Here is a 26,877-nt window from a genome sequence, read left to right as displayed (position 1 = left end):
TCCCGAGGGGCTTTGCTAGAGTTGCCCAGCCGGTCGAGACGACGGCAAACGGGGCTGTGGCGCAGTTGGTAGCGCGTCTCGTTCGCATCGAGAAGGTCAGGGGTTCGATTCCCCTCAGCTCCACCCGAAACGAAAGCCGCCACTCACCTCGAGTGGCGGCTTTCGTTGTGAATCAAGGCAATACAGAGCTCGGAGCGGCGTTACGTCGCCGGCGCATGTGTCACACTTCATACGGTGACCAGCCAGATGACCGTGCATGTCGAGGACACCGAGGCTCATCGAATTGCGGCCCGGATAGTGACGCCTTTCGGCAAAGAGGCTGTGGTGACCACCGCGTCGAATTACGAGTTGGACCATTCGGCGACTCCGTGGCTTCCTCCGATGCTGGTAGCGGGAATGCGAAAGAACTGGAGTATCGCTTTCGACAGTCCGGTGGATTCGATGGCACTTCGAGGCGCTCCCGAGGCGCAGAGAGTGTTTCTCGACTGGTATCCCAGACGGTTTCATGGGATATCGGTATCGGCTGACCCTTCCGACGCATTGTCCGACGGCCGAGGGGTGGGTTGCTTCTTCAGTGGAGGCGTGGACAGCTTCTATTCGGCAATCACCCAATCCGATCGCATCACCCATTTGATATTCGTTCACGGTTTCGACATCTCCGCCGGGAACGAGGATTTGGCGTCTCGGGCACTGGCCAGTGCCCGAGACGCGGCCGCGGAGCTCGGCAAGCCGCTGATCGAGGTCAAGACCACGTTGAGGTCGGCGTTCGGAGACCGATTGCCGCTCGATTGGGGATACGACCTTCACGGAGCCGCCCTGGCTCACGTGGGGCTGGCGTTGTCGCAGCATGTGAGCACCGTCATGATTCCGTCGTCCAACAGTCGCTGGGATCTGCTGCCGTGGGGTTCCCATCCCGATCTGGACCCGCTCTGGTCGAGTAGCAGTGTCACGTTCGATCACCACGAGTTGGAGGTGAATCGGCTCGGCAAGCTCCGGCAGATAGGCCTGGACGAGACGGCGATGAAGCATCTACGGGTGTGCTGGGAGAATCGCGACGGTCGATTCAACTGCGGAGTGTGCTTCAAGTGCATCAGGACGAAGATCGGGTTGGCCGCCGCAGGTGCGGAGAGCGAGGCCCTTCCTGGACCCATCGATCTCCATGCAGTCAGGTCCCTGACGTTGACGAACCGTCAGTGCCACCACCTGCGAAACGGGCTTGCTGCCATGGAGGAAGCAGGCGTGACCGACGATGGTGTGGTTGCGGCAGTAGACACGGCAATCCGCCGAAGACACTGGCGACAGGCTGCGTCGTATTTACGACGCGCACGATCGATATCCACAGGCTTCATACGTCGTCGCGTGAGCTGAGGCATTTCCGGCAATATGGCGTATTCGGACAACATTCGATCATTAACGGGAATCGAATTCTTTCGAACGTCTTATGAGCACCATTGACCTGAAACGGTCTTTTGGATTGCTTAGCACCCGCGGACGAGTCACGCTGCCGTTTTCGGCGCTCTGAGCTGGGGCTACTTCTTCGGCTGACTTTAGTGTTCGCGTGGCTGATGTCGTATCTTTATACGCGTGCCTGCGCGTTCGGTAGGTGTCGAATTCAATCAGGGGATCGAAATGAACACTCTCAGTGTGGTAATTCCGGTGCTCGACGAGGTCGACCACATCGGCGAATGCTTGAATTTGCTGCTCGATCAGGGAAACTACATAGACCGTATCGTCGTGGTGGATAACGGCTCGACCGACGGGACGCTCGATCTGGTCGAGACCCTGTGCGAAGTCGATGACAAGGTCCAGTTGGTGCACGAGCCGAATCGGGGCGTCGTGCATGCCCGGAACACAGGCTTCGATCTCGTGCAGTCGTCCATCATCGGCCGCATAGACGCCGATACGCGCGTCCGGCCCGGGTGGGCCCGCTCCATCATCGAATTCTTCGGAGAGCACTCCACGGTTGCGGCAGCGGGCGGGCGAACCTACTTGTACGAGTCGCCGTGGGCCCGGCCTCTGGCGTGGCAACATGCACGAGCGGAGCAGCGTGACCCGTCGGTGCGCAGCGCCTTGGCGGTATCGGGCAACAATTTCGCGATCCGCGCATCTGCCTGGCACCAGGTTCGGAATGTGGTCAGCGACAAGACCTGCGTGCACGAGGACATCGATCTGTGCTTGTCGTTGGTCGGCAAGAAGTTGCCGCTTGCTCTGAACGGCCGTATGAAGGCTGCGGTATCCGGCCGGCGATCGGCTACATCTCCGGTGAAGTACGTGAACTACGCGATCGCGGGCTACCGCTCCTACAAGGAGCACGGGCTCGCGTCGGCCAAGCTGGCCCGGATCGTTGCGATCGATTGGCTCCTGCACACGCTGCGCTGGCCCATCTCGAGAATGTTCTCGGCGGTGCCCTCGCGCGCACTGCCCGTCGACGACCGTGCGCTCTCCGACGAACGGATGCGAGAGGCCGCGTGAACCTGCGCTCCCTGATCCCAACTTGGGCGAGCGACTCATCGAACGTCAAGTGGGCCCTCTTTCAAATGCGTCAGGCAACCCTCGTGTCGGTGGCGAACCTGCCGTTCGTTCCGGCGGTACTGCGGGCGACCTTGCTGCGGCCGGCGGGAGTCCGGACGGACGGGCCGTGCTTGATATACGGCGGCGCGATGATCCAGGGTCGCGGGTCGGTACGGATGGGCACCGGGGTCTTCGTGAATTTCGGGTGCCACTTCGACACTGTTGCCGACATCGTGATCGGTGACGATGTGTTCCTGGCGGACCACGTTCGGATCATCACCAGTACCCATGACGTCGGACCGTCGTGGCGACGGGCAGGCTTGCTGAGGGGCGAGTCGGTCACCATCGGGCGAGGCACGTGGATCGGGTCCGGTGTGGTGATCATGCCCGGGGTCCGCATCGGTGAGGGATGCATCATCGGGGCGAACTCGTTGGTGACCAAGGATTGCGAACCGGACGCGGTGTACGTCGGCAGCCCAGCCGTTCGTCGCCGGGAGTTGAACGATCTACCCGACGCGCGAGCCATAGCGGGCGCGACGCCTGATTTCGAGAGCAATACTCTGACGACCGATCGATAAAGCACTTGCCGATATCGACAAAAGACTATTATCGATCCGAAATTGGACGACTTATTTCGTCGAATTGATGATGTAGCATCATCTGCGTCAGAGGCTCGGCACCCTTTGTATTTGCTTTGTAAATTGCCGAGCTACGCATTGCCAAAAAGGTGTCAGGGGTTGGCGTTGTGAACACTCTTTCCGTTGTTGTGCCCGCATTCGACGAACAGGCGCATTTGGGTGGATGCCTGGATGCTTTATTGGCGCAACGTGAACACATTCACGAAATAATCGTGGTGGACAACAATTCCACCGACGATACCGCCGGCGTGGTAGCGAGCTACAGCCGCCGGTTTCCGGAGATAGTTCTGGTCCGGGAGTCGAAGCGAGGCGTCGTTCATGCGCGCAACGCCGGTTTCGATCGGGCCGAAGGATCCATCATCGGACGTATCGATGCGGACACTCGGGTAGCTCCGGATTGGGCCGAGTCGATTCTGGATTTCTTCGACCGCAGACTGGACTACGCGGCGGTGACCGGGCCGATCTACCTGTACGACTCCCCGTGGGCTGCACCGTACGGCGCGTACGTGGACTACTCCACCAAGCGCAAACCCGATGAGTTGCGGGTCTCGGCGGCCTCGGGCAACAACTTCGCCATTCGCCGCTCCGCTTGGGAAGCCGCCCGCGACCGCGTGAGTCTGCGTACCGACCTGCACGAGGATATCGATCTCTCGCTGTGCCTGTACCGCGTCGGTCTCCAGATCGCGCTGATCAAAACGATGTGCGTCGAGGTGTCGGGTCGCCGGCTGCTGACTCCGCCCCTCGAATATCGTCATTATGTGCTGAGTTCTTACCGAACGTGGGTCCACCATGATTTGGCGAACAAGGCGCTACGTCGACTGTTGATCGCCGACATGATTCTGCATACCGTGCATTGGCCGTTGACTCGAATATTGTCCGGATGCGAGTCGCGAATTCTGCCGGTTTCGCATTCGAACGAGGGCGTGACATCGGAACAGTATTTGTCACCTGTGCGCGATGGCGAATATGTCACTACGGCGTCGGCCGAGTAAATTCACGGCCGATTCGAGCGGTCCGCGACAATTGTCCGATCGGTCGTCCCGTTCGACTCGCTGTATCTGCTGACCTCCCGGAACCGGGCCCACGGTTCCGATACAGGACCGCGTCGTCACCGACGCGGTGTTACTGTCTCGTAGTTCTTCGACCCGCGGGCATCCGAGAGTCGAGTCGGGGTGGGCCGGTCGGGCGGCCGTGTAGCAGGCGGGGGCGTGTCGTGCGCTTCGATGTTCGGACGTTCGTCGTCGGTCTTGCCGTGTCTCTGCTGACGGGACAGCTCGTCGGGACTGCGTCGGCGGACGTCGTCGTCGACAACCCCGTCCACTACGTCGCTCTGGGCGACTCCAGGGCTGCCGGGCCCGCGTGGTTGTCCTATGCCGGCGGAGACGGTTGTGGACGATCCGACGCGGCGTATCCGGCCATGATCGCGAGCGCACTGCACCCTGTGTCCTTCGCCAGCGTGGCGTGCAGTGGGGCGACGAGCGCACACGTCGTGTCCACGCCGCAGAGCACGTACACGCCACTGCCTCATCGTGTCCCGGTTCAGATCGATGCGCTGCGGCCTCATACGACGCTGGTGACCCTCTCGATAGGCGGCAACGGCCTGAATTGGGCGCAGTTGATCGGGCCGTGCCTGCAACCTGTGCCGCAGGAAGATCCTCGGTGCCGAAACAACCCCGTGGTCCTCCAGGAGATAGACCGGAGGCTGGGGCAGCTGGGGCCGGTGTTGGACGGCGTACTCGACGCGATTACGCAGCGTTCACCACACGCCGTCGTCGTGCTGGTGGGTCACGGTGGTTACTTCGACCATCAGGGCTGTTTCCCGGACTCGAATCTGCACGGTGCCGACGCGGCGTTCGTGCAGGATTTCTTCGTCCGGTTCGATTCCGTGCTTCGAGACAGTGCCGTCAGGCATGGGGCGACGTTCGTCGATGTGGCGGGGCCGGCCGTCGGCCACGACGCATGCGCACCGATTGCAGAGCGCTGGTTCACGGGCTCGATGACGTTCGGTCCGACACCGTTCTTGCATCCGACCCCGCTGGGCAGCGCTGCGATGGCGGAATTGGTGCTCGACGCAATCGGTCGGTGACGTCGCTTCGTCGGTCACAATGCGCGGGGACAACACCCAGTGACACATCCTGTTGAACAAACGATCATCTGCGTACCGGTCGGCCCGGTAGATTGACGGGTTATATCGTGAACCGACGATCCGAGCGCTGGATCTGCCCCTGCAACTTCCATACGGAGTGTGAATGTCGTTCGAGATCGTCGACCTCCCCGAAACGTGGGTCGCCGGTCTCCCCGTTCGCAGTCCCAAACGAGCACTCGGGCGGTTGAACGATCCTGCCCTCAACCAGGCGTGGTCCGCAGTGCTCAATCAGGAGACTGCCGGACCGCTTGCGTCGATCTACACGGACTTCGCCCCTGGAATCGGATCGTACAATACACAGATAGTCGGTTACCAGTGCTCGTCGCTCGGGCAGGTGACGCGTGGGCATTTGATCGCAAAAGTGCTGTCTGCAAAATATGCCCGATTCTCCGCGGTGGGTTATTTTCCCGACGTTCTCACTCGATTGTGGAATCAGATCGATCACGCCGAGGAGAACGGGGAGATAGTGCGATCGTTCACCGGTGATTACGAGTGCTACCCGCACGCCTACAAAGTCGACCTGTATTTGGCCATCACGCAGCCCGGCGGTTCGTGATGAGCTTTCGGATCACCGCGCGCAGTGCCGAATTGTTCGGTGGGTTGGTGGCACCGCGGGTGGAGCCCGGTGCCGAGGCCAGTTGCAGCGAATGGATGGGATTCCTCCGAGATCGTGTGCGCGAGAAGAACATCGACGCCACGCAGGTGACCACCGTGTATGTCCCCGACGCGCACGGCACTGTCAATGCACTCGTCGGTGTCCCGCTGGACTCGCCGAGTGACGTCGCTGTGGGAGATGTGTTCGTATCCATACCGACTGGTGTGTTTGCCGTGTTCGTGCCCAGTGGTGGTCTCGCGGATCCGATCGAAGACGTCTGGGCGCAAGTCGACGAGTGCGTTCGATCCGGGACGCTATTCCGTGCTTACGCCGAGGAAGTAGAAGTCGTTACGAATGCTGGAGAAGTGGAACTTTTCGTTTCGATCGTTTTGTAAACGAGGTCTTCTTCATGTATTTGTCACTTTCGAATCACAAAATCGCCGACGAACCGGTTACTATTGGCAAGCGCTGACAAGCCCGCAATGGGAACGTGAATTCGAGTTCGTGGGTTCAGCACCCGGGAGCCAGCGCGGACCACAAGGTGTCGATGTCATCGCACGATCGACTGAGCAGGGGTGTAGCAATATGGTGAGACAACTCAGGGCCGAAGCCACTCGCGCGGCGGCGCTGCGCGCTGCAGCAGATCTCTTCCTCGACGTCGGGCATGCCAATGCCACGCTGAGTCAGGTGTCGGCGCAGTCCGGCGTGACCAAGGGCGCGCTGTACTTCCATTTCGCGTCCAAGGAAGAACTCGCTCGCGCCATCGTCGACGAAGGTCACGAGCGCGTGTCCACGGCCTGCGCGGGGCTGGTGGACAGTCGCAGCCCAGCCCTCGAGTCCGTCATCGGAATCTCGTACTCGGTTCTCGAACTGGCAGCGTCGGATCCGCTCGTTCGTGTGATGTACCGGTTGCAGATGGAGATCGACGGGTCCGACACCGCTCGCGGAAGCGTGTTCGGCACCTGGGGCAACATCTTCGAGCATCTTTTCGAGCGGGCCATCGAGCACGGCGACGTCGCCGACCACCTGGACGCCGGCAACGCGGCACTGCTGGTGTGCGAAATGCTGGCCGGGGTTCTGATGGTGTCCGAGGCGCAGTCGCGTCTGGAGGATGCGCCGTCTCGTATGGAGAAGGTGTGGAACACCGTGCTGCCGTCGTTGGTGCCTGCCGACAAGCTGGCCTACTTCCGAGAATTCGCAGCTCGCAGCCTCTCGAGCTTCGTGCGCGAGAACATCGATTCGAGCTCGGTCACCGTCTGACGTTCTCGTCGCCCGGGGTGCTTGCTGCGCGCCGACGTGAGGCGCACACTATGTGACATGGAACACAGAATGTCGGACAACGAGCTCCGGAAAGCGATCGGCACTCTGCAGCACCGCGCGGACGACGCGCGAAAGCGAGGTGCCGACGACGAGGCGACGCGTATCGAGAACACCGTCGCCGATTACCGAGACGAGATGTCGCAGAGATTGTGACGGCCCTGTCGGTCGTCACCGCGTAGGGTCGGAATCGACCTGACACGTGGCAACCGGTGGGGGAACAAGCTTCGATGGCTACATACGATCTGCGCGGCAAGAAGACGTTGATCACGGGAGCGGGCAGCGGAATCGGCCGGGCGACGGCCATCGCGGCTGCAGCTGTGGGAGCTGAACTGTTCCTGACCGACATCAACGCCTCCGGGCTTGCCGAGACCGTGGACCTGGTCGGTCGAGCGGGCGGAACGGTCAGCCACTCCTTGCCCTTCGACGTCTCCGATTTCGAAGCGGTCACCGCCTTCGCGGACGATATTCACGCCGAGTTCGGCAGCCTCGACGTCGTGATGAACGTCGCGGGCATCTCGGCGTGGGGCACCGTCGAGAATCTGGAGCATCGGCATTGGAAGTCCATGGTCGATGTCAATCTCATGGGTCCCATCCATGTCATCGAGAAATTCCTCCCGCCGATGATCGAGGCGGGCCGCGGTGGGCATCTGGTCAACGTCTCGTCCGCGGCGGGATTGATTCCTCTGCCCTGGCACGCTGCGTACAGCGCCAGCAAGTACGGCCTTCGTGGCGTGTCCGAAGTTCTTCGATACGACCTCAAACGTCACGGAATCGGCGTCAGCCTCGTCGTGCCCGGTGGGGTCAAGACCGGCCTGGTGCAGACGCTGCAGATCGCCGGTATCGATCGAGACGATCCTCGGGTGCAGAAGCTGCAGCACCGGTTCGAGAAGCGTGCTGTCGAACCGTCGGTCGTGGCCGATGCGATTCTCGCCGGTATCGCCAAACGCAAGTACCTCGTGTACTCCTCCAACGACATTCGCTTCGGTTACTGGATCTCGCGAAAGTTCGCGCCACCGTACGAGTTCGTGCTGCAACGAGCGAACGATCAGTTCTCCAAACTGCTCGAGCCGCGTCGCACCGACGGGGCGTCGAAGTCGACGTCCAGTGTGCGGGCACCGGGGCCGGAGTAGGAGAGCCGGTCGTGCGGGTTGGCCAGAGCGCAGCCGGCCAACGACAGACAACCACAGCCGATGCACCCGGTCAGATCGTCCCGTAAGCGAACCAACTGCTCGATACGCGAGTCCAGTTCGCGATGCCACCGCGTCGACAGCCTGGCCCAGTCCTCGCGGGTGGGCGTTCGCTCGTCCGGAAGTTCGCTCAACGCCTGACGGATGGTCGCGAGAGGGATTCCCACCTTCTGCGAGATACGAATGAACGCCACTCTGCGCAAAGTCTCGCGGTGAAACCTGCGCTGGTTGCCCGATGTTCGTCGACTGCTGATCAAGCCCTGCTTCTCGTAGAAATGCAACGCGGACACGGCGACGCCGCTGCGCTCCGACAGCTGGCCTGGAGTCAGTTCACGGACGTTCCACTCGGGCATCGGCACGACCTCGACATTACTTCAGGTCCGGATGCCAGCGCTGAACGAGGAATGGGTTTACCGTTCGTTCATGAGCGTCGACTCCGCTGCGGGCCCGTTGGGAGCCAATTCCGAGGTAGGTGTGCTCCGCACTGTGATGCTGCACCGCCCGGGCGACGAGCTGCGGCGCCTGACTCCGAGAAACAACGACCAACTGCTGTTCGACGGATTGCCGTGGGTGGACCGGGCACAGGACGAGCACGATGCGTTCGCGGAGCTGCTGGGCAGCCGCGGCGTGACGGTGCTGCTGCTGGGCGAACTCCTCACCGAAGCGATGACGGTCAGCGGTGCCGCTCGGATGCAGGGCATCTCGGCTGCCGTCGACGCTCGGCGGCTCGGACGGGCTCTCGCCGAGGATCTCGCCCAGTACCTGCGCGGTATCCCGGCAGCCGAACTGGCTCAGATCCTGATGGCGGGCATGACGTTCGACGAGTTGCTCGAAGCCGAGTCCGGTGAGGCCGAGCCCAGTGGTGCCTCGCTGGTTCGCCGCATGCATCACGGGGGCGACTTCGTCATCGATCCGCTGCCCAATCTGCTGTTCACCCGTGACTCGTCGTTCTGGATCGACAACCGAGTGGCGATCACCTCCCTCGCCTTGCCTGCGCGAGTACGGGAAACGTCGCTGACCGACTTGATCTACGCATTCCATCCCATGTTCAAAGGCGTGCGACGTGCGTACGAATCCCGTACCGCTCCGGTCGAAGGCGGTGACGTGTTGCTGCTCGCTCCTGGAGTGGTCGCGGTGGGTGTGGGGGAGCGCACCACCCCTGCGGGCGCAGAAGCGTTGGCACGCAGTCTCTTCGAGGACGATCTGGCGCACAGCGTGTTGGTGGTGCCGATCGCGCAGGAGCGTGCGTCCATGCATCTGGACACCGTCTGCACCATGGTCGACACCGACGCGGTCGTGATGTATCCGGCTATTCAGGACACGTTGTCCGCGTTCACGATTCACCGCGAGGATGCCGGCGTCAGTATTCGCGGCGCCGACCCGTTCCTCGAAGCCGCTGCCGATGCGATGGGAATCGGCAAACTCCGGTTGATCGACACCGGACTCGATCATGTGACCGCCGAACGCGAGCAATGGGACGACGGCAACAACACCCTCGCGATCTCCCCGGGGGTGGTCGTTGCCTACGAGCGCAACGTCGAGACCAATGCGCGGCTCGAGGCGTCGGGCATCGAGGTGTTGCGAATCTCCGGGTCCGAGTTGGGCTCGGGCCGGGGTGGCCCCCGGTGTATGTCGTGCCCGGTGTCTCGCGAAAGGCTTTGACCGACAGGCGTTTCTACAGGACGGCGAGGACCTTGTCGGCGGGGCGAGCCAACACGGTTCCCTTGTCGGTGACCACGATCGGGCGTTCGATCAGAATGGGGTGCGCCGCCATCGCCGCGATCAAGGTCTCGTCGTCGGCCTCCGCCAGTTCGAGTTCTTTGTAGATGCTCTCTCGGGTTCGAACAGCCTGACGTGGTGAGAGTCCCGCGTCGGCGAGCAGCGTGCGGAGTTCGTCTTCGGTCGGCGGCGTCTCGAGGTACTTGACGACCTGGGGGACGATGCCCGCATCCTCGATCGTCTTCAGAACGGTGCGGGAGGTGTTGCAGCGTGGGTTGTGATAGATGGTTGCGGCCCGGGTCATGTTTGCAATCCTGTCACGCGGGTAGCCAACGCGACAGATCACGTCAGGAACGGGAGTAGTCGCATGACCGACAAGCGCATTGTCATTGCAGGTGGGCACGGCCAGATCGCCCAACATCTCACGCAGGTTCTCACGGCGCACGGTGACCGCGCTGTGTCGCTCATTCGCAACAGCGATCACGTCGATGCCGTCACGGCCCTCGGTGCGCTGCCGCAGGTCATCGATCTGGAGTCTGCGTCCGTCGACGAGTTGGCCGACGTTCTCTCCGGTGCCGACGCAGTGGTGTTCGCGGCCGGTGCAGGTCCCAACAGCGGTCCCGAGCGCAAGGACACCGTCGACCGGGCCGGTGCGGTGTTGTTGGCCGATGCCGCCGAGAAGGCCGGCGTTCGCCGCTACGTGCTGATCAGTTCCTTCGGGGCCGGTGAGCCGGTCGCGGACGACCTCGACGAGGGATGGAAAGCATACATCCGGGCCAAAACTGCTGCGGAAGAAGATGTTTCGTCCCGCGCGGGCTTGGACTGGACCGTTCTTCGCCCCGGCAAGCTGACCGACGAGGATGCGACGGACTCGGTTTCGCTCACCGAGCCTCCACTCGACCCGGGCGAGGTGACCCGTGCCGACGTGGCAGCGGTCGTCGCCCGTCTGATCGACACCGGCAGTGCCATCGGCAAAACGCTGATGCTCACGTCCGGATCGACGTCCATCGCCGACGCTGTCGACGCGGTTCGATGAGGCGATCGTGCGCGTAAGCATCGATCCGTCGAACACGACCCCGGTGTTCGAGCAATTGCGGATGCAGATTCTGGGATTGGTGCGGTCCGGGGATCTCATCGCCGGAACAAAGATCCCCACGGTACGTGGGCTTGCCGAAGAGCTGAAGATCGCGCCGAACACGGTGGCGAAGACCTACCGGGAGCTCGAACAGCAGGGAATCATCGAGACGCGGGGTAGGTCCGGATCGTTCGTGGCGTCCGGCGGTGACCCGTCACGAGATATTGCAGCCAGGGCCGCAACGGAATTCGTCCGGGCCGTCAGATCTATCGGCCTCGACGACGACCAGGCGCGAACGTTCCTCGAAGCTGCTCTGAAAGGGGCAGGCGGCCGGTAAGTTGACGCTTCAACCTCCTTCTGTCAGGGTGGTGCTGCCCATTCAGCCGCGCCAGAAGGATGCCTATCAATGAACTCAACGCTCGTCCGTGACGCCGTCGCCCTCGTAGCTCGTATCGGCCTGGGAGTCGTCTTCATCGCCCACGGGTGGCAGAAGCTCAACACCTTCGGCCTCGACGGCACTGCTGCCAGCTTCGAGGCGATGAACATTCCGGTACCCACGGCGTCTGCCTACTTCGCAACGTTCGTCGAGCTCATCGGCGGCGGCGCATTGGTTCTCGGCATCTTCACTCCGATCGCCGGTCTGCTGCTGTTCGCCGATATGTTGGGAGCTGCATTCCTCGTCCACTTCGAGAACGGGGTGTTCGCCACCGAAAACGGCTACGAGCTCGTCGTCGCTCTCGGCGTCGGCGCACTGATGCTCGCGGCGTTCGGTGCCGGTCGCATCAGCATCGACGGAATCACCAAGGGCAAGACCGCAATTCTGCAGTAGTCGGTAGCGAGCCGAGTGGGGCGCTCAGCGCCAACTCGGTAACCACAATTGTTCCTGCCACATCTGCGGGGTGATCGGCATTGCGGTGAGGATCGGCCACAGCCACACGAAGTTGGCGATCACCACCGCGATGTACAGGCACACCAGAAGCAGTCCGGTGCCGCGTCTCTCGGCCGAGGCGCTGGCTTTTCCGATGATGTCGCCCAGTACCAGCGCGAAGCCCATCACCATGAACGGCGCGAGCGCCACCGCATAGAAGTAGTACATCTGCCGGTCGAGGGTCGCGAACCAGGGCAACAGTGCGGCACCGTAACCGACGAGAACCGTGGCGTAGCGCCAATCTCGTCGTACGAGAACGGACCACAGCGTCCAGGCGAGCATCGGCAAGGCCAACCACCACATCGCGGGCGTGCCGATCAGCATGATCGCCTTGACGCACGACGACGCCGAGCACCCCGACACGTTCTCACCGTCGGCGAAGTAGTACAGCATGGGGCGTAGGCCCATCGGCCACGTCCACGGCTTGGATTCCCACGGGTGCCGATTACCTGCCGAATTGGTCAGTCCCTCATGGAAATCGAGCACACTGCCGCTGTAGTACCAGAGCGACCGCAGGGCACCGGGAACGAAGGAGAACGGCCCGCCGAATCCGATTCCGTTGCCCACCTCGTGTCGGTCGACACCGGTCTCGGAGGTGAACCACGCCCAGTACGTCATCAGGTACACGGCGATCGGAACGATCACCAGCGCGTACAGCGCGGGTCCGATGTCGCGCACCGCAGTTCCCCGCCACGGTCGGCGAACCCCGTACGAGCGACGAGCAGCCAGGTCGAACGCCACGCTCAGCAAGCCGAAGAACGCGATGAAATACAGACCCGACCACTTGGTGCCACATGCGAGACCCAGCATGACGCCGGCCCCGAAACGCCACCACCGCACACCCATTCGAGGGCCGAGATCGCTGACGTCCATGCGGCCCTCGGCTCGCACCGTCCACAGTCGCTTTCGCACGTCGTCGCGGTCGACGACCAGGCAACCCAGAGCAGCGGTGACGAACAGGGCCAGAAAGATGTCCAGCATGCCGATGCGGCTGCTGACGAACGTGACGCCGTCGACGATGAGCAGGATTCCTGCGATCGCACCGATGAGCGTCGAGTGGGTGAGGCGTCGGACGATGCGAATCACCAGCAGTACCAACAGCGTTCCGGCGACCGCGGACGAAAAACGCCATCCCCAACCGTTGTAGCCGAACAACGCCTCGCCGACGGCGATCAGCTGTTTGCCGACAGGCGGGTGCACCACCAGTCCGTAGGCCGGATTGTCCTCGAGCCCGCCGCCGGTGAGCACCTGATAACCCTGCGGTGCGTAGTGCTTCTCGTCGAACACCGGCGTTCCGGCGTCGGTGGGGTACCGCAACATCGTGAAGCGGGTGATCGCACAGATGGCGGTGACGACGAGGGTGACGATCCAGCCGCGTCGTACATCGGTGTCGTGGAACCAGTCGCGCGCGGCAACGGTGGGCCCGGGACTGACCATCGACCGGTCGCCGGAGCGCTCAGAGGTCAGCAAGGTCACGTACCGATCGTAGGCGGTGTTCCGGAGTGGGCGGCAGGCCGCTGCACCGCATGGGAGACACTGGAGACATGCTCATCCTTGCTGCCACCCCGATGGGCGACGTCGGAGATGCCTCGCAGCGCCTGCGTGATGCCCTCGGTAGTGCCGATGTCGTGGCCGCCGAAGACACCCGACGCACCAAACAACTGGCGTCCTCCCTGGGCGTGACGATCGGGGGCAGGGTCGTCAGTTTCTACGACCAGGTCGAAACGGCGCGGCTACCCGCACTGGTCGAGGCCGTCGCCGAGGGAAAGACCGTACTGCTGGTGACCGACGCGGGCATGCCGTCGGTGAGCGATCCGGGCTACCGGTTGGTCGCGGCCTGCGTCGACGCCGACCTGCCGGTGACCTGCCTGCCCGGGCCGTCGGCCGTCACGACCGCCCTCGCACTGTCGGGGCTGCCGGTGGAGCGCTTCTGCTTCGACGGATTCGCCCCGCGCAAGCAGGGACAGCGGCGCACGTATTTCCAGTCGGTGCTCGCCGAACCGCGTGCCATCGTCTTCTTCGAGGCCCCGCATCGGCTCGTCGCATGTCTCGACGACGCGGTGCACGTTCTCGGCCCCGACCGCCGCGCTGCGGTGTGCCGAGAGCTCACCAAGACCTACGAGGAGGTCCGCCGTGGCGGACTGGGGGAGCTGCTCGACTGGGCACGTGACGGAGTCCGCGGTGAGATCACCGTCGTACTCGAAGGAGCGGTCGCCGTCGCCGAGGAGCCCGAGGATCTCGTGGCCGAGGTGGAATCGCTCGTGGCGTCGGGCATGCGATTGAAGGACGCCTGCGCTCAGGTGGCCGTCGCAGGCGTGTCCAAGCGCGAGGTGTACGAGGCCGTTCTCGCCACCCGCAAGGATCAGTGACGCTCAGCCCACCACGTGCTGGCGTAGCCCTTCGGTCGCTGCCTCGAGAATGGTCTTGGTGCCCTTCTTGACGAGGAAGCCGGGCAGGGGAGCCTTCGGGTCGACGGTCAGCTCGAATTCGACGTGCGTGCCGTTGCCCTTGGGCGTCAACGTGTATCTGCCTTCCTGGGCCTTCTGCTGTGAGCTCTCCACCAAGCTCCACGAGACCTCGTTCTCGCTCCAGGTGTACTGGACCAACTGCTCGTCGTTGATGCCGATGATCGAGACCTTCATCTTGACGTGGTTCGGTCGACCGTCGTCGAAACGATCGACTACCTCGCACTTCTTGTGTACGGGGGACCACGAGGGGATGCCTTCGACGTCGGCGAGGACGTCGAGAATTGTCGCTGCGTCGGCCTCGATGTCGACGGACTTGTTCACTGTGACTGCCATGGGGAGAAGGTATCTCAGCTTTCTGTACGGGGGCTGACGTTACGGGCGAACTCGCCGATGGCGCGCAGTGCGCGACGCGCTTCGGGAACGAAATCGGCGGCCTGGAACACGTGCACCTGATCCTCGAAGACCTGTAGTTCGCAGTCGACGCCGGCGACGGCGAGGCGCTCCGCCATGAGTTCGGCGTCGGCATAGACCATTTCGGTCGATCCGACCTGGATCAGCACCGGCGGCAGGCCGGCGAGATCTCCGTCGACCGGTGAGACCCGAGGGCCGCGTTCACCTTCGATGACGATGCGTGCGTCGACACGATCGGCGAGCGCGGTCAGCGCAGGAACAGCATTGGATGGGAACACCGAACACTTGTCCGCGTTCTCGTGGGTGAGCTTGCCGGTGGGATCCATATCGGTCAGGGGCGACATCGTGAAGATCCCGGCCGGTGCGGGCAGGCCGACGGTCCGCAGAGCCAAGGTGACCATGAACGCGAGATATCCGCCCGCCGAATCCCCGCCCATGATGATCTGGTCCGGGCGATAGCCGGAATCGAGGAGGAAGCGGTAGGCGTCGACCCCGTCCTCGACGGCGTGTGCGATCGGGTTACGCGGCATCATGCGGTAATTCACCGACAGAACTGCGCCGTCGACGCTCTTGGAGACGCGTGACGTCATCCGCCGATGAGTCCGCAGTCCACAGCACACGAAGGCACCGCCGTGCATGTACAGAACGACACGATCGGTTCCGCTGCCCTCGGCCCGAATCCATTCGGCCTCGCATTCGGAGAGCATGACGCGACTGCGGGTGGTGCCGCTGATCTGGGGGACGAGCAGACCCGCGTAATCGACCAAACCCATCGGCCACGGCAGTGACGGTGCCTGCGCCCACACCGTCAGGAACGGGCGCACGGTGAACTGCAGGTATTTGGACAGGATCTGCGACTGCAGGCTTGCTCCGCGGATATCGCGGCGGCGCGCAGTGGCTGCCGCGTCGGACGTTTTCACTACGGTGAGCGCCGGATTCATAGCCGTCGCCTCCATCCCCGTTGGCTGTTGCAGGGCGCGTGTGCGCCGTGCGTCGGATCCCCGTTCTGTTTGGAACCCCTGGTAACGGACAATAGCGGGTGGGATTTCGTGAGCGCACGTAAGGTCGTGTTCTGAGTCACATTCGGTGCCGTACCGTGACATAAAACAAATGGAAAAAGGACAGCTCATGGCACTCATGCCCATCACCGAATCGATGTTTCTGATCGCCGAATCGCGGGAGCACCCGATGCACGTGGGCGGGTTGGAGTTGTTCGTACCGCCCGGCGATCCGCACGAGTTCGCACAGGAAGTGCATCGCAAGTTCACCACTGGTGAAGTGCACGAGCTGTTCCGCAAGCGGCCGGCCCGCCCGGTGCAGATCATGGGAACTCTCGCGTGGGCTTTCGATCAGGACGTCGACTTCGAGTACCACGTCAGGCGCGCTGTCTTGCCCTCGCCGGGACGCATCCGCGAGCTGTTCCAGTTTCTCTCGCTCAATCACAGTGCCCCGCTCGATCGCTACCGGCCGATGTGGGAACTGCACATCATCGAGGGTCTGGCCGACGGCCGAGTTGCGTTGTACACCAAGGTGCATCACTCGCTGGTCGACGGCGTCAGCGCGCTGAAGCTCATGCAGCGCACACTCTCGACGGACCCCGAGGATCGCAGCGGAGTGGCGACCTGGGACCCGTCGTTGTTCGGTCGCGGCAGAAAGAAGGTCGACAAGGCCGAGCCCGGGCGGCTGGCGCAACTGGGCAGCGGCCTGTCCATGGGACGCAAGATTGCCGGCGACCTGGTGGACTTCGCCCCTGCCTCCGCGCGAATAGGGTTGCGCGCGTTGAAGAAAGAAGGCGCACAGCTACCGCTGCGGGCACCGCGGACAATGTTCAACGTGCCCATCGGCGGCGCTCGACGCTTCGCGGCGGAGAGCTGGTCGATCGAGCGAATTCGTAAGGTCGGTACCGCTCTCGATGCAACGCTGAACGACATGGTGCTCGCGATGTGCGCCGGTGCGCTGCGTGCCTACCTCATCGATCAGAACGCGCTCCCCGATCAGCCACTGATTGCCATGGTGCCGGTCTCGCTGCGCAAGGAGGGCGACAGCAAGGACGCCGGTAACTCCGTGACGACCATTCTGTGCAACCTGGGGACCGACGAATCCGATCCACTGCTTCGCCTCGAACGCATCAAGGAGTCCACTGTTCGGGGTAAGCAGATGATGGGGGAGCTCAACACCCTCGAAGCGCTTGCCGTCGGTGCAATCACCATGGCCCCGTTGTTGTTCGGGCCGGTGCCGGGATTCGTCGACTACACCCCACCGCCGTTCAACGTGATCATCTCCAACGTGCCGGGTTCCAAAGAAGACCTCTACTGGAACGGCGCGAAACTCGATGGCATCTACCCGGCGTCCATCGTGTGCGACGGGCAAGCGCTCAACATCACCGTCGCCAGCAACGGCGATTCGTTGAACTTCGGGCTCATCGGGTGCCGACGCAGTGTGCCGCACCTGCAGCGGATGCTCACGCATCTGGAGAACACGTTGGAGGAGCTCGAAAAGGCGGCGTAGCCCCATGTGAGTGGAACCTCGTAGTGGGCTACGAAGTTCCACTCACAAGGGCTTACTTCTCTTCGTACTTGGGGAACACTGGTGTCGGGGCCGGGAGAGCGGTGCCGGGAACCGAACGTGTTGCGATGTCGGCGAATTCGCGGTTCGACGCCCCGAGCAGGTCGAGGATGCGCGACGCGGAATCGGGCATGACGGGCTGGGCCAGGATGCTCACGATGCGCAACACCTCGATCGTCACGTACAGCACCGTGGCCATGCGATCGGGGTCGGTCTTACGCAGCACCCATGGCTGCTGCAGCGAGAAGTAGCGGTTGGTCTCGCCGAGTACCGACCAGATCGCTTCGAGCGCGGAATGGATTGCCTGCACATCGAATTCGCGTCGGCAGATCTCCAGCAGCGCGTCCGCGCGGGCCAGCATCGCCTCGTCCTCGGCGGTGAATGCACCCGGTGTCGGGAGCTGTCCTTCGAGGTTCTTCGCCACCATCGTCAGCGAACGCTGCGCGAGGTTGCCCAGTTCGTTGGACAGGTCGGCATTGACGCGGGCGACGATCGCCTCGTGGCTGTAGCTGCCGTCCTGCCCGAACGAGACCTCGCGGAGGAAGAAGAAGCGCACCGGATCGAGGCCGTAGTTCTCCACCAACGAGTCGGGGGTCAGCACGTTGCCCAGAGACTTGGACATCTTCTCGCCCTTGACATTCAAGAACCCGTGCACGAACACCCGCTTGGGTAGCTCGATGCCTGCGGACATCAGGAATGCAGGCCAGTAGACGGTGTGGAACCTCGTGATGTCCTTGCCGATGACGTGCAGATCGGCGGGCCAGAACTTCCGGTACGCCTCCGAGTCGGTCTCGGGGAAACCCGCACCGGTGAGGTAGTTGGTCAACGCGTCGACCCACACGTACATCACGTGCGCGGGATCGCCGGGTACCGGCACACCCCAGTCGAATGTGGTCCGGGAGATCGACAGGTCGCGCAGACCGCCCTTGACGAAGTTCACGATCTCGTTGCGGCGCGTGTTCGGCGCGATGAAATCGGGCGACGCGTCGTACATCTCGAGCAGTTTGTCCTGGTACTGCGAGAGCCGGAAGAAGTACGACGACTCCTCGGTCCACTCGACGGGCGTGTTCGTCTCCGTCGCGACGCGGGAGCCGTCCTCGGTCAGGGTGGTCTCGGCCTCGGTGTAGAACGCCTCGTCGCGGACCGAGTACCAGCCGGAGTAGGAGTCGAGGTAGATGTCGCCGTTCGCCTCCATCCGTCGCCACAGTTCCTGGCTGGCGGCATGGTGGTCGGCATCGGTGGTGCGGATGAAGCGGCCGTACGAGCTCTGCAGCAGATCGTGCGCCGCCTGGAAGGCGTCGGAATTGCGCGCCGCGAGCTCGCGGACGTCGATGCCCTCGTTCTGCGCGGTCTGCTGCATCTTGAGGCCGTGCTCGTCGGTTCCCGTCAGAAAACGCACGTCGTAGCCATCGAGGCGCTTGAAGCGCGCGATCGTGTCGGTGGCGATGTATTCGTACGCGTGCCCGATGTGAGGTGCTCCGTTGGGGTACGCGATTGCCGTGGTGACGTAGAAGGGTGGCCGTGAGGCATCAGCTGGCGCAGTCATGGTGCGCCTACTCTATCCAGCGTGAGTAGAGAACGTCCCGCGCCACCGCTGCCCGATGCCGTCGGCACCCTCGTCGACGCCCACACCCACCTCGATGCCTGCGGAGCGACCGATGCCGCGAGCGTGGCCGCGATCGTCGATCGCGCCGAGTCGGTGGGGGTCACCCGGGTGGTCACGATCGCCGACGACCTCGACGCCGCGCGCTTCGCCGTCGACGCTGCATCCTGGGATCCACGGGTGTGGGCGGCGGTCGCGATCCATCCCACCCGCGCGAACGTGCTCGACGACGCAGCGAAGGCGGAGATCGAACGACTCGCGGCCGATCCCCGCGTCGTCGCCATCGGCGAAACGGGTCTGGACTACTACTGGCCCGGCAAGCTCGACGACTGTGCGACGGTCCCGGAGCAGCACGAGGGATTTCGCTGGCACATCGATCTCGCCAAGCGCCTCGGGAAGCCGCTGATGATCCACAACCGCGAGGCCGACGAGGATCTGCTCGCGGTCCTGGTCGCCGAGGGCGCTCCGGAGACGGTGATCTTCCACTGCTTCTCCGGCGGGCCCGAGACCGCCAAGGCCTGCGTCGACGCCGGTTACGTTCTCAGCTTCTCGGGGACGGTCAGCTTCAAGAACGCGCATGCGCTGCGTGAGGCCGCAGTGCTGGTGCCCGACGAGTTGGTGCTGGTGGAAACGGATGCTCCGTTTCTCACCCCGCATCCGTTTCGCGGTGCACCCAACGAGCCGTACTGCCTGCCGTACACCGCCCGGGCTCTGGCCGAGGTTCGTGGCCAGGACCCGGCCGAACTGGCGGCGCATGCCACGGCGAATGCCGAGCGGGTGTACGGGCTCTAGCTCCTTGGGTTGCGGCGGAGGTACTAATTCGTTACCGTACCGTGACCGAACTCGGGCGTTTCGACCCCGAAGTCACGCTTGCAACCGCCAGGAATACGAAACTTGTCGACTATCAGACGCCTCAACTCCGCTCGTTCGACCACGCTCTACCTGGTCATCGCGGCCCTGTTGATGACGCTGGTCGCCGGGGGCGTGATGGCGGTGAGCCGTCACAAAACCGTGACCATCGACGTCGACGGCGACATGATTTCGCTGAGCACGATGAAGACCGACGTCAACAGCGCTCTCGTCGATGCCGGCTACACGCCGTCGGACAAGGATCTGGTCGTTCCCGCGCCCGACTCCGGGCTGAGCGACGGCGACACCGTCGTGCTGCGCCGCGCTCGCGAGATCACCCTGAACGTCGACGGCAAGCCGGAGGAGATCTGGACCACCGCGTTGACCGTCGAGGAAGCTCTGCAGCAGACAGGCCTCGCCGAGGACGTCCACGTGTCGGCGTCTCGCTCCGAGCGGTTGCCCCTCGACGGCACCGAACTGGACGTGGCCCTGCCCAAGCAGGTCTCGCTGGTCGACGGAGGCAGTCCGGCAACGCCGGTGACGCTCGCCGCTCCGACCGTGCGCGAATTCCTCGAAGCAGCGGGCAAGCCATTGGAAGAGGCCGACACCGTGTCGCCGGATCCGGATGCCGCCGTCACCGACGGTGCCGAGATCGTCGTCACGCGCGACCGGACCGTCACCAAGACCGAGACCACCGACACCGATGCCCCGGAACAGCGCATCGAAGATCCGACGATGAACATGAGCAAGACCGTCGTCGAGAACCCTGGCGCTCCCGGCGTCTCCGACATCACCTGGAAGATCAACATGGTCAACGGGGTCGAGGCCGGGCGCGAGAAGATCGACGAAGTGGTCAAGGTGCCGGCGCAGCCGAAGACCGTTCGAGTCGGAGCCAAGCCCGGCACCGAGGTCCCACCCGTGGAGAACGGTGCGATCTGGGACGCGCTTGCTCAATGCGAGGCAACCGGCAACTGGGCCATCAACACCGGCAACGGTTTCTATGGCGGCGTGCAATTCGACCAGAACACCTGGGAACGCCAGGGCGGCCTGAAATACGCACCGCGCGCCGACCTCGCCACCCGCGAAGAACAGATCGCCATCGCATCGGTGACGCAGAAGTCGCAGGGCTGGGGCGCATGGCCGGCATGCACCTCGCGTCTGGGTTACCGCTGATCACCTGCCCGCCCGTAGAGTTCGCACCGTGTCCGAACATGTGAGGGGAGCTGCGGCTCTGCTCGGTCCTGCCGAAGTCCGCTCTCTCGCTGCCGAGCTCGACGTGCGTCCCACCAAACAACTCGGCCAGAACTTCGTGCACGACGCCAACACCGTGCGACGCATCGTCGCCTCCGCCGGTGTCGGACCTCAGGACACCGTCCTCGAAGTCGGTCCCGGTCTCGGATCGTTAACTCTCGCTCTGCTCGATGTGGCCGACGCCGTTGTCGCGGTCGAGATCGACCCCAAGCTCGCGACCCGGCTGCCCATCACGGTGGCCGACCGCGCCCCCACCCTCGCCGAACGGTTGACGGTCATCGAAGCCGACGCGTTGCGCGTACGGGCCGAGGACATTCCGGGACACCCGACGGCATTGGTGGCGAACCTGCCGTACAACGTCGCGGTGCCTGTGCTGATCCACCTGTTCTCGGAGCTGCCCAGCCTGCGGGTGGCCGTGGTGATGGTCCAGGCGGAGGTTGCCGATCGCCTCGCCGCGGTACCGGGAAGCAAGATCTACGGCATTCCCAGCGTCAAGGCCCGATTCTTCGGTGACGTCAAACGGGCCGGGGCAGTAGGCCGTTCGGTGTTCTGGCCGGTTCCCAAAGTGGAATCGGGGCTGGTGCGCATCGATCGATACGCCGAGCCGCCGTGGCCGACCGACACTGCACACCGGAAGTCGGTATTCGCTGTCATCGACGCCGCATTCGCCCAGCGCCGCAAGACTTTACGAGCAGCCCTCGCGGGGTGGGCTGGTTCACCCGTCGCCGCGGAGCGCAGACTCCGTGAGGCCGGAATCGATCCCACAGCCCGCGGCGAAACGATCGACGCGGCTGCGTTCGTTCGTCTGGCGGCTACCGAGGCCTGACGTCTCGTTCTTACAGGTGAATGTCCGACAGTCGCGTCAGTTCGGTCCACTTCGACGCCTCGGCGCGTGCCGCTGCGACAGGTGCGTACCGGTCGGCCTCGGTGAGACTTCCCAGCTCCAAGCTGGTCGCCGACGCGATGTCTGCTACCGGAACCTGATACGTGCGGTACGGGCCGAGCGGTGGGGGATCGGTCTCGACCCGAAGCGGCTTGTCGAGAATCGGGTCGAGTGACGGCGACTGATCGAGCACGTATCCGGTGCACGCCGGTGCCGAATCCTGGGACCACGCGGCAATCTTGAAGAAGCGACGCGGTATGGCAATGCCTCGGTAGATCGGATCGTCGTCGGCGAAGATGCAGCCACTGAACACCGAGAGTCGTTGCCCGAACTGCTCGGCATGGCCCAGTACGTAATCCTCGAGCCCCAGCCACAGAGTTTTCGATTGGTTCAGAATGGCCGTCTGCGGAGCGCACACCGTGTAGTGGAAGGTATCCGCATTGGCGCGCGTCGCGACCGACAGTTCGCCCCACACCGGATCTCGTCGGCGAACGAGATGCCCACGGTCGAGGTCGTTGTTCGAGTACAACTCGTTCCCCGCCTGCTGCGCTGCCGGAAGCCGCTCGTCCAGACGCCAATCATCGCCTCGCTCCACGTCTTTCAGGCTCGAGCCGTCGATGTTCACGCCGGTGACCGCGGCGAGGCGTCGGGCAGGATCCATGGACACCGAGAAATGCGTGTACGGAAGAACCACCAGGCCTGCTCGACCCGGCAGCGGAACGTCGATGTCGGCCAGGAAGGTCGGGTCGAAACCGAGTGGGGTCGTCATGGACCCATTGACTCACGCGTCGGTTACCGGAGGGTGAACCGCGGCGAGGTATCTCCGTTCGAGGGCCGCGTGACGCGCGGCGACCACGCGGCATTCCTCTTTCAGCTCCGGCGGGTCGAGCACGGTGAAGTCGGTGTCGAAGGCCGCGAGCCAGCGGGCGATCGACGGCAGTGAGTCTCCCGAGAGCACCACCGCACACGAGGTGTCGTCGATGGATTCGAGTGTGCCCCAGTGCTCGTCGACCATCGGGGCGATCGTCTCGATCGGCGCATGCAAGCGAATGCGCGCCTGAACCTGGGTGAACGCGCGGTCGATTCCCTGCGAGACGTAGGCCGCCGCGCCGCCCGCAGGTAACTCCCGCGGCGTGAACCGTGGGCCGGTGGGAATCTTCGGAGTGAGCCGATCCACCCGATACGACCGCCAATCCTGGCGCAGCACATCCCAACCCAGCAGATACCACCGCGCTCCCGCCCGAACCAAGCTGTAGGGCTCCACCTCGCGCCGAGACTCCGAACCGTCGTGCTTGCGGTAGTCGAATCTCAGTCGCTCGTGCCCATGGCACACCGCAGCCACCGTCGACAACACCGCCGCATCCACCGCCGACCGCGGCGTGTGCTCCACCACGTCGATCCGGAGGGCGTCGAGCCGATGCCGGATGCGCGACGGCATCACCTGCCGGAGCTTCGTCAACGCACGCAACGACGCCTCGCCGATCCCCGCGACCGACCCACCGGCCGCCGACTGCAGGCCGAACGCCACCGCCAACGCCTCGTCGTCGTCGAGCAACAACGGGGGCATCTCGGCACCCGGCCCCAACTGATAGCCGCCGCCGACACCCGGCGTCGCATTGACCGGATAACCGATATCGCGCAACTTGTCGACATCGCGCCGCAGCGTGCGAGGCGTCACGGCGAGCCGTTCCGCCAGCTCTGCACCCGCCCAATCGCGACGGGTCTGCAGAAGCGACAACAGCCGCAACAGCCGGGCCGAGGTTTCCTTCATATCCACACAATGCCACCGAATGCGGACACCTTCGGTCCTCTTTACCGACCCGACCCCGCCACCGAAGTCCACTCAACGTGACATTGACCCCCGAAAGTGCTCGACGGTCGTTTCGCAGGCTGCACTCCAGTCCACTCAACGTGACATTGAGTACCCCCAGGTGGGCCGTCTGATGGTGAACCCGGCCCCTGTTTCTCCACTACTGTGGTTAAACGTGCTGTCTGTCGTTCCCACGCCCGTTGTCGTTCGGGCCCCGTCGAAGGTGAATCTGCATCTTTCGGTCGGTGACCTGCGTCCCGACGGCTTTCACGAGTTGACGACGGTGTTCCAGGCGCTGTCTCTCTCCGACGAGTTGTCGGTCGTTCCGGCGAAGGCGTTGTCGGTTCGGGTGCGCGGCGACGACGCGAAGGTCGTTCCGACGGATTCGCGGAACCTGGTCTGGAAGGCCGCCGAGTTGTTGGGCCGTCGGGTCGGGCGCGAGCCGTCGGTGGAGATCACCATCGACAAGGGCATTCCGGTCGCCGGCGGCATGGCGGGCGGTAGTGCCGATGCTGCCGCGACGTTGGTTGCGCTCAACGCGATGTGGCATCTCGAACTCTCGCGTGACGAGCTCGACGAGGTGGCGGCCGAACTCGGTAGCGATGTGCCGTTCTCGTTGCACGGTGGGACTGCCGTCGGTACCGGCCGCGGTGAGAAGTTGCTTCCGGTGCTCTCGCGTAACAACTTTCATTGGGTTCTGGCTCTGGCGAAGGGTGGTCTGCAGACCCCTGCCGTGTACGGCGAGCTCGATCAGTTGCGGGCCAAGGGCGATCCGCCCAGGCTCGGCGGCACCGAGGATTTGATGCATGCCCTCGCGTCGGGTGATGCGCGGGCTCTCGCCCCGCTGTTGGGCAACGATCTGCAAGCCGCTGCGGTCTCGCTGATGCCGCAGTTGCGTCGCACACTGAGAGCGGGTGTCACTGCGGGTGCGTTGGCGGGCATCGTGTCCGGCTCGGGCCCCACGTGTGCGTTCCTGTGCGCCGACGCCGATGCGGCGGTGTCGGTGAGCGCTGAATTGTCCGGTGCAGGCGTGTGCCGCACCGTCCGTGTTGCGAGTGGACCGGTTCCCGGTGCTCGTGTGGTCACTAGTGAATCGAATGGTTTTTCCTGATGGTCAATCTCGTCAATCTCGAAAACGTCAGTAAGTCGTTCGGCGTCAAGCCTCTGCTCGACGGCGTCTCCCTCGGTGTGCAGGAGGGCGAACGCATCGGCATGGTCGGCCTCAACGGCGGTGGCAAGACCACCACCCTCGAGGTTCTCGCCGGCATCGAACCCCCCGATTCGGGACGCGTCAGCCGAGTCAACGGACTGCGGATGGCCGTCGTCACTCAGCGTGGTGTGTTGCCGCCCGGGTCGACGGTCGGTCAGGTGGTGCTCGATCCGCTCGGGATGGCCGAGCACGAGTGGGCCGGCGATTCGCGGGTACGAAACATCCTGACCGGCATCGGTATTGCCGATCTGGGTCCGGCCGGTAGCTCCGGACTGGACGCGCCGATCGACAACCTCTCCGGTGGCGAGCGCCGACGAGTCGCGTTGGCAGCAGCCCTCGTTCAGGATCTGGATCTTTTGGTGCTCGACGAGCCCACCAACCACCTCGACGTCGAGGGCGTGCAGTGGCTGGCCGCGCACCTGGTGAGCCGTCGGAGCGCGCTACTGGTCGTCACGCACGATCGGTGGTTCCTCGACACCGTCGCCAATCAGACGTGGGAGGTCGTCGGGGGTGGTATCGAAACCTACGAGGGTGGCTACAACGATTGGGTCTTCGCGCGGGCAGAGCGCTCCCGTCAGGCCGACGCATCCGAGGAGCGGCGTCGCAACCTCGCTCGCAAGGAACTCGCATGGCTGCGCCGCGGTGCTCCCGCGCGAACGTCCAAGCCCAAATACCGCATCGAGGCCGCCGAGGCGCTGATCGCCGACGTACCGCCGCCTCGTGACTCCGTCGCGCTGTCCTCCTTTGCGCAGCGCCGTCTGGGCAAGGTCGTCATCGAACTCGAGGACGCCCGCCTGGAAACTCCCGACGGCCGTGAGCTGGTCAAGGACTTCACGTGGCGTCTGGCTCCCGGCGAGCGCGTGGGTCTCGTCGGCGTCAACGGCTCGGGTAAGACGACGATGTTGCGTACGCTCGCCGGTGAACTGCAGCCCGCTGCGGGCAAGCGCATCCAGGGCCAGACCGTCAAGATCGGTTGGCTGAAGCAGGAATTGGACGACCTACCCAAGAAGCTGCGTGTCCTCGACGCGGTCAAGGAGGTGGCCGAGCGGATCACGTTGGGCGACAAGGAGATTTCTGCTGGGCAGCTCGCAGAAAGGCTGGGCTTCACTCCCGCTCGCCAGCGCACGCCGGTCGGTGACCTGTCCGGTGGCGAACGACGCCGCCTGCAGTTGACACGAGTCCTGATGGCCGAGCCGAACGTGCTGTTGCTCGACGAGCCGACCAACGACCTGGACATCGACACCCTGCAGCAGCTCGAGGACATCCTGGACGGCTGGGCGGGCACGCTCGTCGTCATCAGTCACGACCGGTACCTCATCGAGCGCATCTGCGACTCGACGTGGGCACTGTTCGGTGACGGCAAGCTCACCAACCTGCCCGGCGGCATCGAGGATTACCTGCGCAGGCGGGCCGTCCTCGCCGCCGACGCGACGCCGGACTCGTTGACCACCGGTGGGGTGCCGCGGAAGGCAACCCGTGATGCGGCTTCGGAGCGCGCTGCCCGTAAGGAACTCAGCAAGCTCGAGAAGCTCGTCATTCGCCTGTCCAAGCGGGAGACCGAACTGCACGCCGAACTCGCCGAGGCTGCCACTGCGCCGGACAAGCTCGTGGCCCTGGACACCGAACTCAAGCAGGTCCTCGCCGACAAGGACGTCGCCGAGGAACGCTGGATGGAATTGGCCGCCGAGTTGGAATGAGCGGCTCCGCC

At 63.8% G+C, this 26,877-nt stretch carries 29 protein-coding genes and 1 tRNA gene; 22 read left to right on the top strand and 8 right to left on the bottom strand.

Features of this window, described 5'->3' with window-relative positions:
- Positions 1–50 precede the first annotated feature (50 nt).
- From VF34_RS22025 to VF34_RS21980, 11 genes are all read left to right on the top strand, one after another.
- Positions 51–123 (top strand) — tRNA-Ala (locus tag VF34_RS22025).
- Positions 124–234: 111 nt separating this feature from the next.
- On the top strand, positions 235–1,368 hold the full coding sequence (locus tag VF34_RS22020; RefSeq protein ID WP_196249511.1) for a hypothetical protein: 1,134 nt from the start codon (positions 235–237) through the stop codon (positions 1,366–1,368).
- Between the two features lie 261 nt (positions 1,369–1,629).
- Positions 1,630–2,472, top strand: a complete 843-nt coding sequence (locus VF34_RS22015; protein WP_052718706.1) for a glycosyltransferase family 2 protein — start codon at positions 1,630–1,632, stop codon at positions 2,470–2,472.
- 65 nt (positions 2,473–2,537) lie between these two features.
- The gene (locus tag VF34_RS22010) at positions 2,538–3,089 is read left to right on the top strand and encodes an acyltransferase (RefSeq protein ID WP_045842040.1); all 552 of its coding nucleotides are present in this window, start codon (positions 2,538–2,540) and stop codon (positions 3,087–3,089) included.
- Between the two features lie 167 nt (positions 3,090–3,256).
- Positions 3,257–4,141 carry a glycosyltransferase family 2 protein gene (locus tag VF34_RS22005; protein ID WP_196249510.1) on the top strand — a complete coding sequence of 295 codons (885 nt, stop codon included), beginning with the start codon at positions 3,257–3,259 and terminating at the stop codon, positions 4,139–4,141.
- Positions 4,142–4,362: 221 nt separating this feature from the next.
- Positions 4,363–5,235 carry an SGNH/GDSL hydrolase family protein gene (locus VF34_RS22000; RefSeq protein ID WP_052062882.1) on the top strand — a complete coding sequence of 291 codons (873 nt, stop codon included), beginning with the start codon at positions 4,363–4,365 and terminating at the stop codon, positions 5,233–5,235.
- 163 nt (positions 5,236–5,398) lie between these two features.
- Positions 5,399–5,851 carry an effector binding domain-containing protein gene (locus VF34_RS21995; RefSeq protein WP_032373036.1) on the top strand — a complete coding sequence of 151 codons (453 nt, stop codon included), beginning with the start codon at positions 5,399–5,401 and terminating at the stop codon, positions 5,849–5,851.
- Between the two features lie 116 nt (positions 5,852–5,967).
- Complete coding sequence (locus VF34_RS21990; RefSeq protein ID WP_230595142.1) at positions 5,968–6,285, top strand: GyrI-like domain-containing protein; 318 nt, start codon at positions 5,968–5,970, stop codon at positions 6,283–6,285.
- Positions 6,286–6,475: 190 nt separating this feature from the next.
- On the top strand, positions 6,476–7,150 hold the full coding sequence (locus VF34_RS21985) for a ScbR family autoregulator-binding transcription factor (RefSeq protein WP_027496059.1): 675 nt from the start codon (positions 6,476–6,478) through the stop codon (positions 7,148–7,150).
- Between the two features lie 57 nt (positions 7,151–7,207).
- Complete coding sequence (locus VF34_RS25385) at positions 7,208–7,363, top strand: hypothetical protein (protein ID WP_167329154.1); 156 nt, start codon at positions 7,208–7,210, stop codon at positions 7,361–7,363.
- A 74-nt stretch (positions 7,364–7,437) separates the two neighbouring features.
- The gene (locus tag VF34_RS21980) at positions 7,438–8,340 is read left to right on the top strand and encodes an SDR family oxidoreductase (RefSeq protein WP_032407705.1); all 903 of its coding nucleotides are present in this window, start codon (positions 7,438–7,440) and stop codon (positions 8,338–8,340) included.
- Here VF34_RS21980 and soxR read toward each other — a convergent pair.
- Positions 8,256–8,756: a redox-sensitive transcriptional activator SoxR gene (gene soxR / locus VF34_RS21975; RefSeq protein WP_027496060.1), complete on the bottom strand. Its 501-nt coding sequence runs from the start codon at positions 8,754–8,756 to the stop codon at positions 8,256–8,258. The genes VF34_RS21980 and soxR overlap by 85 nt on opposite strands.
- Before the next feature lie 64 nt (positions 8,757–8,820).
- Here soxR and VF34_RS21970 point away from each other — a divergent pair, with 64 nt between their 5' ends.
- Positions 8,821–10,059 carry an arginine deiminase gene (locus VF34_RS21970; RefSeq protein ID WP_032373118.1) on the top strand — a complete coding sequence of 413 codons (1,239 nt, stop codon included), beginning with the start codon at positions 8,821–8,823 and terminating at the stop codon, positions 10,057–10,059.
- 13 nt (positions 10,060–10,072) lie between these two features.
- Here the strand turns inward: VF34_RS21970 and arsC are convergent, their stop codons facing one another.
- Positions 10,073–10,420 (bottom strand): arsenate reductase (glutaredoxin), encoded by a 348-nt coding sequence (arsC, locus tag VF34_RS21965; RefSeq protein WP_027496062.1) that lies wholly within the window; start codon positions 10,418–10,420, stop codon positions 10,073–10,075.
- Positions 10,421–10,483: 63 nt separating this feature from the next.
- Here arsC and VF34_RS21960 point away from each other — a divergent pair, with 63 nt between their 5' ends.
- The 3 genes from VF34_RS21960 to VF34_RS21950 all read left to right on the top strand — a co-directional run bounded on the left by VF34_RS21960 (position 10,484) and on the right by VF34_RS21950 (position 12,020).
- A complete protein-coding gene (locus VF34_RS21960) occupies positions 10,484–11,152 on the top strand; it encodes an SDR family oxidoreductase (RefSeq protein WP_027496063.1) in 669 nt (222 codons plus the stop codon).
- Positions 11,153–11,159: 7 nt separating this feature from the next.
- Positions 11,160–11,528 carry a GntR family transcriptional regulator gene (locus tag VF34_RS21955; RefSeq protein WP_027496064.1) on the top strand — a complete coding sequence of 123 codons (369 nt, stop codon included), beginning with the start codon at positions 11,160–11,162 and terminating at the stop codon, positions 11,526–11,528.
- Between the two features lie 69 nt (positions 11,529–11,597).
- Positions 11,598–12,020, top strand: a complete 423-nt coding sequence (locus VF34_RS21950; RefSeq protein WP_027496065.1) for a DoxX family protein — start codon at positions 11,598–11,600, stop codon at positions 12,018–12,020.
- Between the two features lie 24 nt (positions 12,021–12,044).
- Here the strand turns inward: VF34_RS21950 and VF34_RS21945 are convergent, their stop codons facing one another.
- Positions 12,045–13,556, bottom strand: coding sequence for a dolichyl-phosphate-mannose--protein mannosyltransferase (locus VF34_RS21945; RefSeq protein WP_032371542.1), 1,512 nt, complete (start codon positions 13,554–13,556; stop codon positions 12,045–12,047).
- A 107-nt stretch (positions 13,557–13,663) separates the two neighbouring features.
- On the opposite strand from VF34_RS21945, the gene rsmI reads away from it, so the two are divergent.
- A complete protein-coding gene (gene rsmI / locus VF34_RS21940) occupies positions 13,664–14,488 on the top strand; it encodes a 16S rRNA (cytidine(1402)-2'-O)-methyltransferase (RefSeq protein WP_230593395.1) in 825 nt (274 codons plus the stop codon).
- A 3-nt stretch (positions 14,489–14,491) separates the two neighbouring features.
- Here rsmI and VF34_RS21935 read toward each other — a convergent pair whose 3' ends face one another.
- On the bottom strand, positions 14,492–14,920 hold the full coding sequence (locus tag VF34_RS21935; RefSeq protein WP_032373033.1) for an SRPBCC family protein: 429 nt from the start codon (positions 14,918–14,920) through the stop codon (positions 14,492–14,494).
- 14 nt (positions 14,921–14,934) lie between these two features.
- Positions 14,935–15,939, bottom strand: coding sequence for an alpha/beta hydrolase (locus VF34_RS21930; RefSeq protein WP_045842039.1), 1,005 nt, complete (start codon positions 15,937–15,939; stop codon positions 14,935–14,937).
- A gap of 187 nt (positions 15,940–16,126) precedes the next feature.
- Here VF34_RS21930 and VF34_RS21925 point away from each other — a divergent pair, with 187 nt between their 5' ends.
- The gene (locus VF34_RS21925; protein WP_032373115.1) at positions 16,127–17,506 is read left to right on the top strand and encodes a WS/DGAT/MGAT family O-acyltransferase; all 1,380 of its coding nucleotides are present in this window, start codon (positions 16,127–16,129) and stop codon (positions 17,504–17,506) included.
- A gap of 52 nt (positions 17,507–17,558) precedes the next feature.
- Here VF34_RS21925 and metG read toward each other — a convergent pair whose 3' ends face one another.
- Positions 17,559–19,109 carry a methionine--tRNA ligase gene (gene metG, locus VF34_RS21920; protein ID WP_032373032.1) on the bottom strand — a complete coding sequence of 517 codons (1,551 nt, stop codon included), beginning with the start codon at positions 19,107–19,109 and terminating at the stop codon, positions 17,559–17,561.
- A 21-nt stretch (positions 19,110–19,130) separates the two neighbouring features.
- On the opposite strand from metG, the gene VF34_RS21915 reads away from it, so the two are divergent.
- The 3 genes from VF34_RS21915 to rsmA all read left to right on the top strand — a co-directional run bounded on the left by VF34_RS21915 (position 19,131) and on the right by rsmA (position 22,092).
- Positions 19,131–19,958: a TatD family hydrolase gene (locus VF34_RS21915; RefSeq protein WP_032373031.1), complete on the top strand. Its 828-nt coding sequence runs from the start codon at positions 19,131–19,133 to the stop codon at positions 19,956–19,958.
- A gap of 102 nt (positions 19,959–20,060) precedes the next feature.
- The gene (locus tag VF34_RS21910; RefSeq protein WP_027496073.1) at positions 20,061–21,188 is read left to right on the top strand and encodes a resuscitation-promoting factor; all 1,128 of its coding nucleotides are present in this window, start codon (positions 20,061–20,063) and stop codon (positions 21,186–21,188) included.
- A 28-nt stretch (positions 21,189–21,216) separates the two neighbouring features.
- Positions 21,217–22,092 (top strand): 16S rRNA (adenine(1518)-N(6)/adenine(1519)-N(6))-dimethyltransferase RsmA, encoded by an 876-nt coding sequence (gene rsmA / locus VF34_RS21905; protein ID WP_032364124.1) that lies wholly within the window; start codon positions 21,217–21,219, stop codon positions 22,090–22,092.
- A 10-nt stretch (positions 22,093–22,102) separates the two neighbouring features.
- Here the strand turns inward: rsmA and VF34_RS21900 are convergent, their stop codons facing one another.
- Together VF34_RS21900 and VF34_RS21895 are read right to left on the bottom strand one after the other, a co-directional pair.
- Positions 22,103–22,918: a DNA/RNA non-specific endonuclease gene (locus VF34_RS21900; protein WP_032373030.1), complete on the bottom strand. Its 816-nt coding sequence runs from the start codon at positions 22,916–22,918 to the stop codon at positions 22,103–22,105.
- A 12-nt stretch (positions 22,919–22,930) separates the two neighbouring features.
- Entirely contained in the window at positions 22,931–23,920 is a 990-nt protein-coding gene (locus VF34_RS21895; protein ID WP_032373029.1) for a helix-turn-helix transcriptional regulator, read from the bottom strand.
- 214 nt (positions 23,921–24,134) lie between these two features.
- Here VF34_RS21895 and VF34_RS21890 point away from each other — a divergent pair, with 214 nt between their 5' ends.
- Together VF34_RS21890 and VF34_RS21885 are read left to right on the top strand one after the other, a co-directional pair.
- Entirely contained in the window at positions 24,135–25,070 is a 936-nt protein-coding gene (locus VF34_RS21890) for a 4-(cytidine 5'-diphospho)-2-C-methyl-D-erythritol kinase (RefSeq protein ID WP_032371216.1), read from the top strand.
- A complete protein-coding gene (locus VF34_RS21885) occupies positions 25,070–26,866 on the top strand; it encodes an ABC-F family ATP-binding cassette domain-containing protein (RefSeq protein WP_027496078.1) in 1,797 nt (598 codons plus the stop codon). The genes VF34_RS21890 and VF34_RS21885 overlap by 1 nt, the downstream gene beginning before the upstream one ends.
- Positions 26,867–26,877 lie beyond the last annotated feature (11 nt).

The sequence above is a fragment of the Rhodococcus sp. PML026 genome, assembly GCF_000963615.1.
Taxonomy (GTDB): Bacteria; Actinomycetota; Actinomycetes; order Mycobacteriales; family Mycobacteriaceae; genus Rhodococcoides; species Rhodococcoides fascians.
This window is presented reverse-complemented; position numbering and strand designations above follow the sequence as displayed.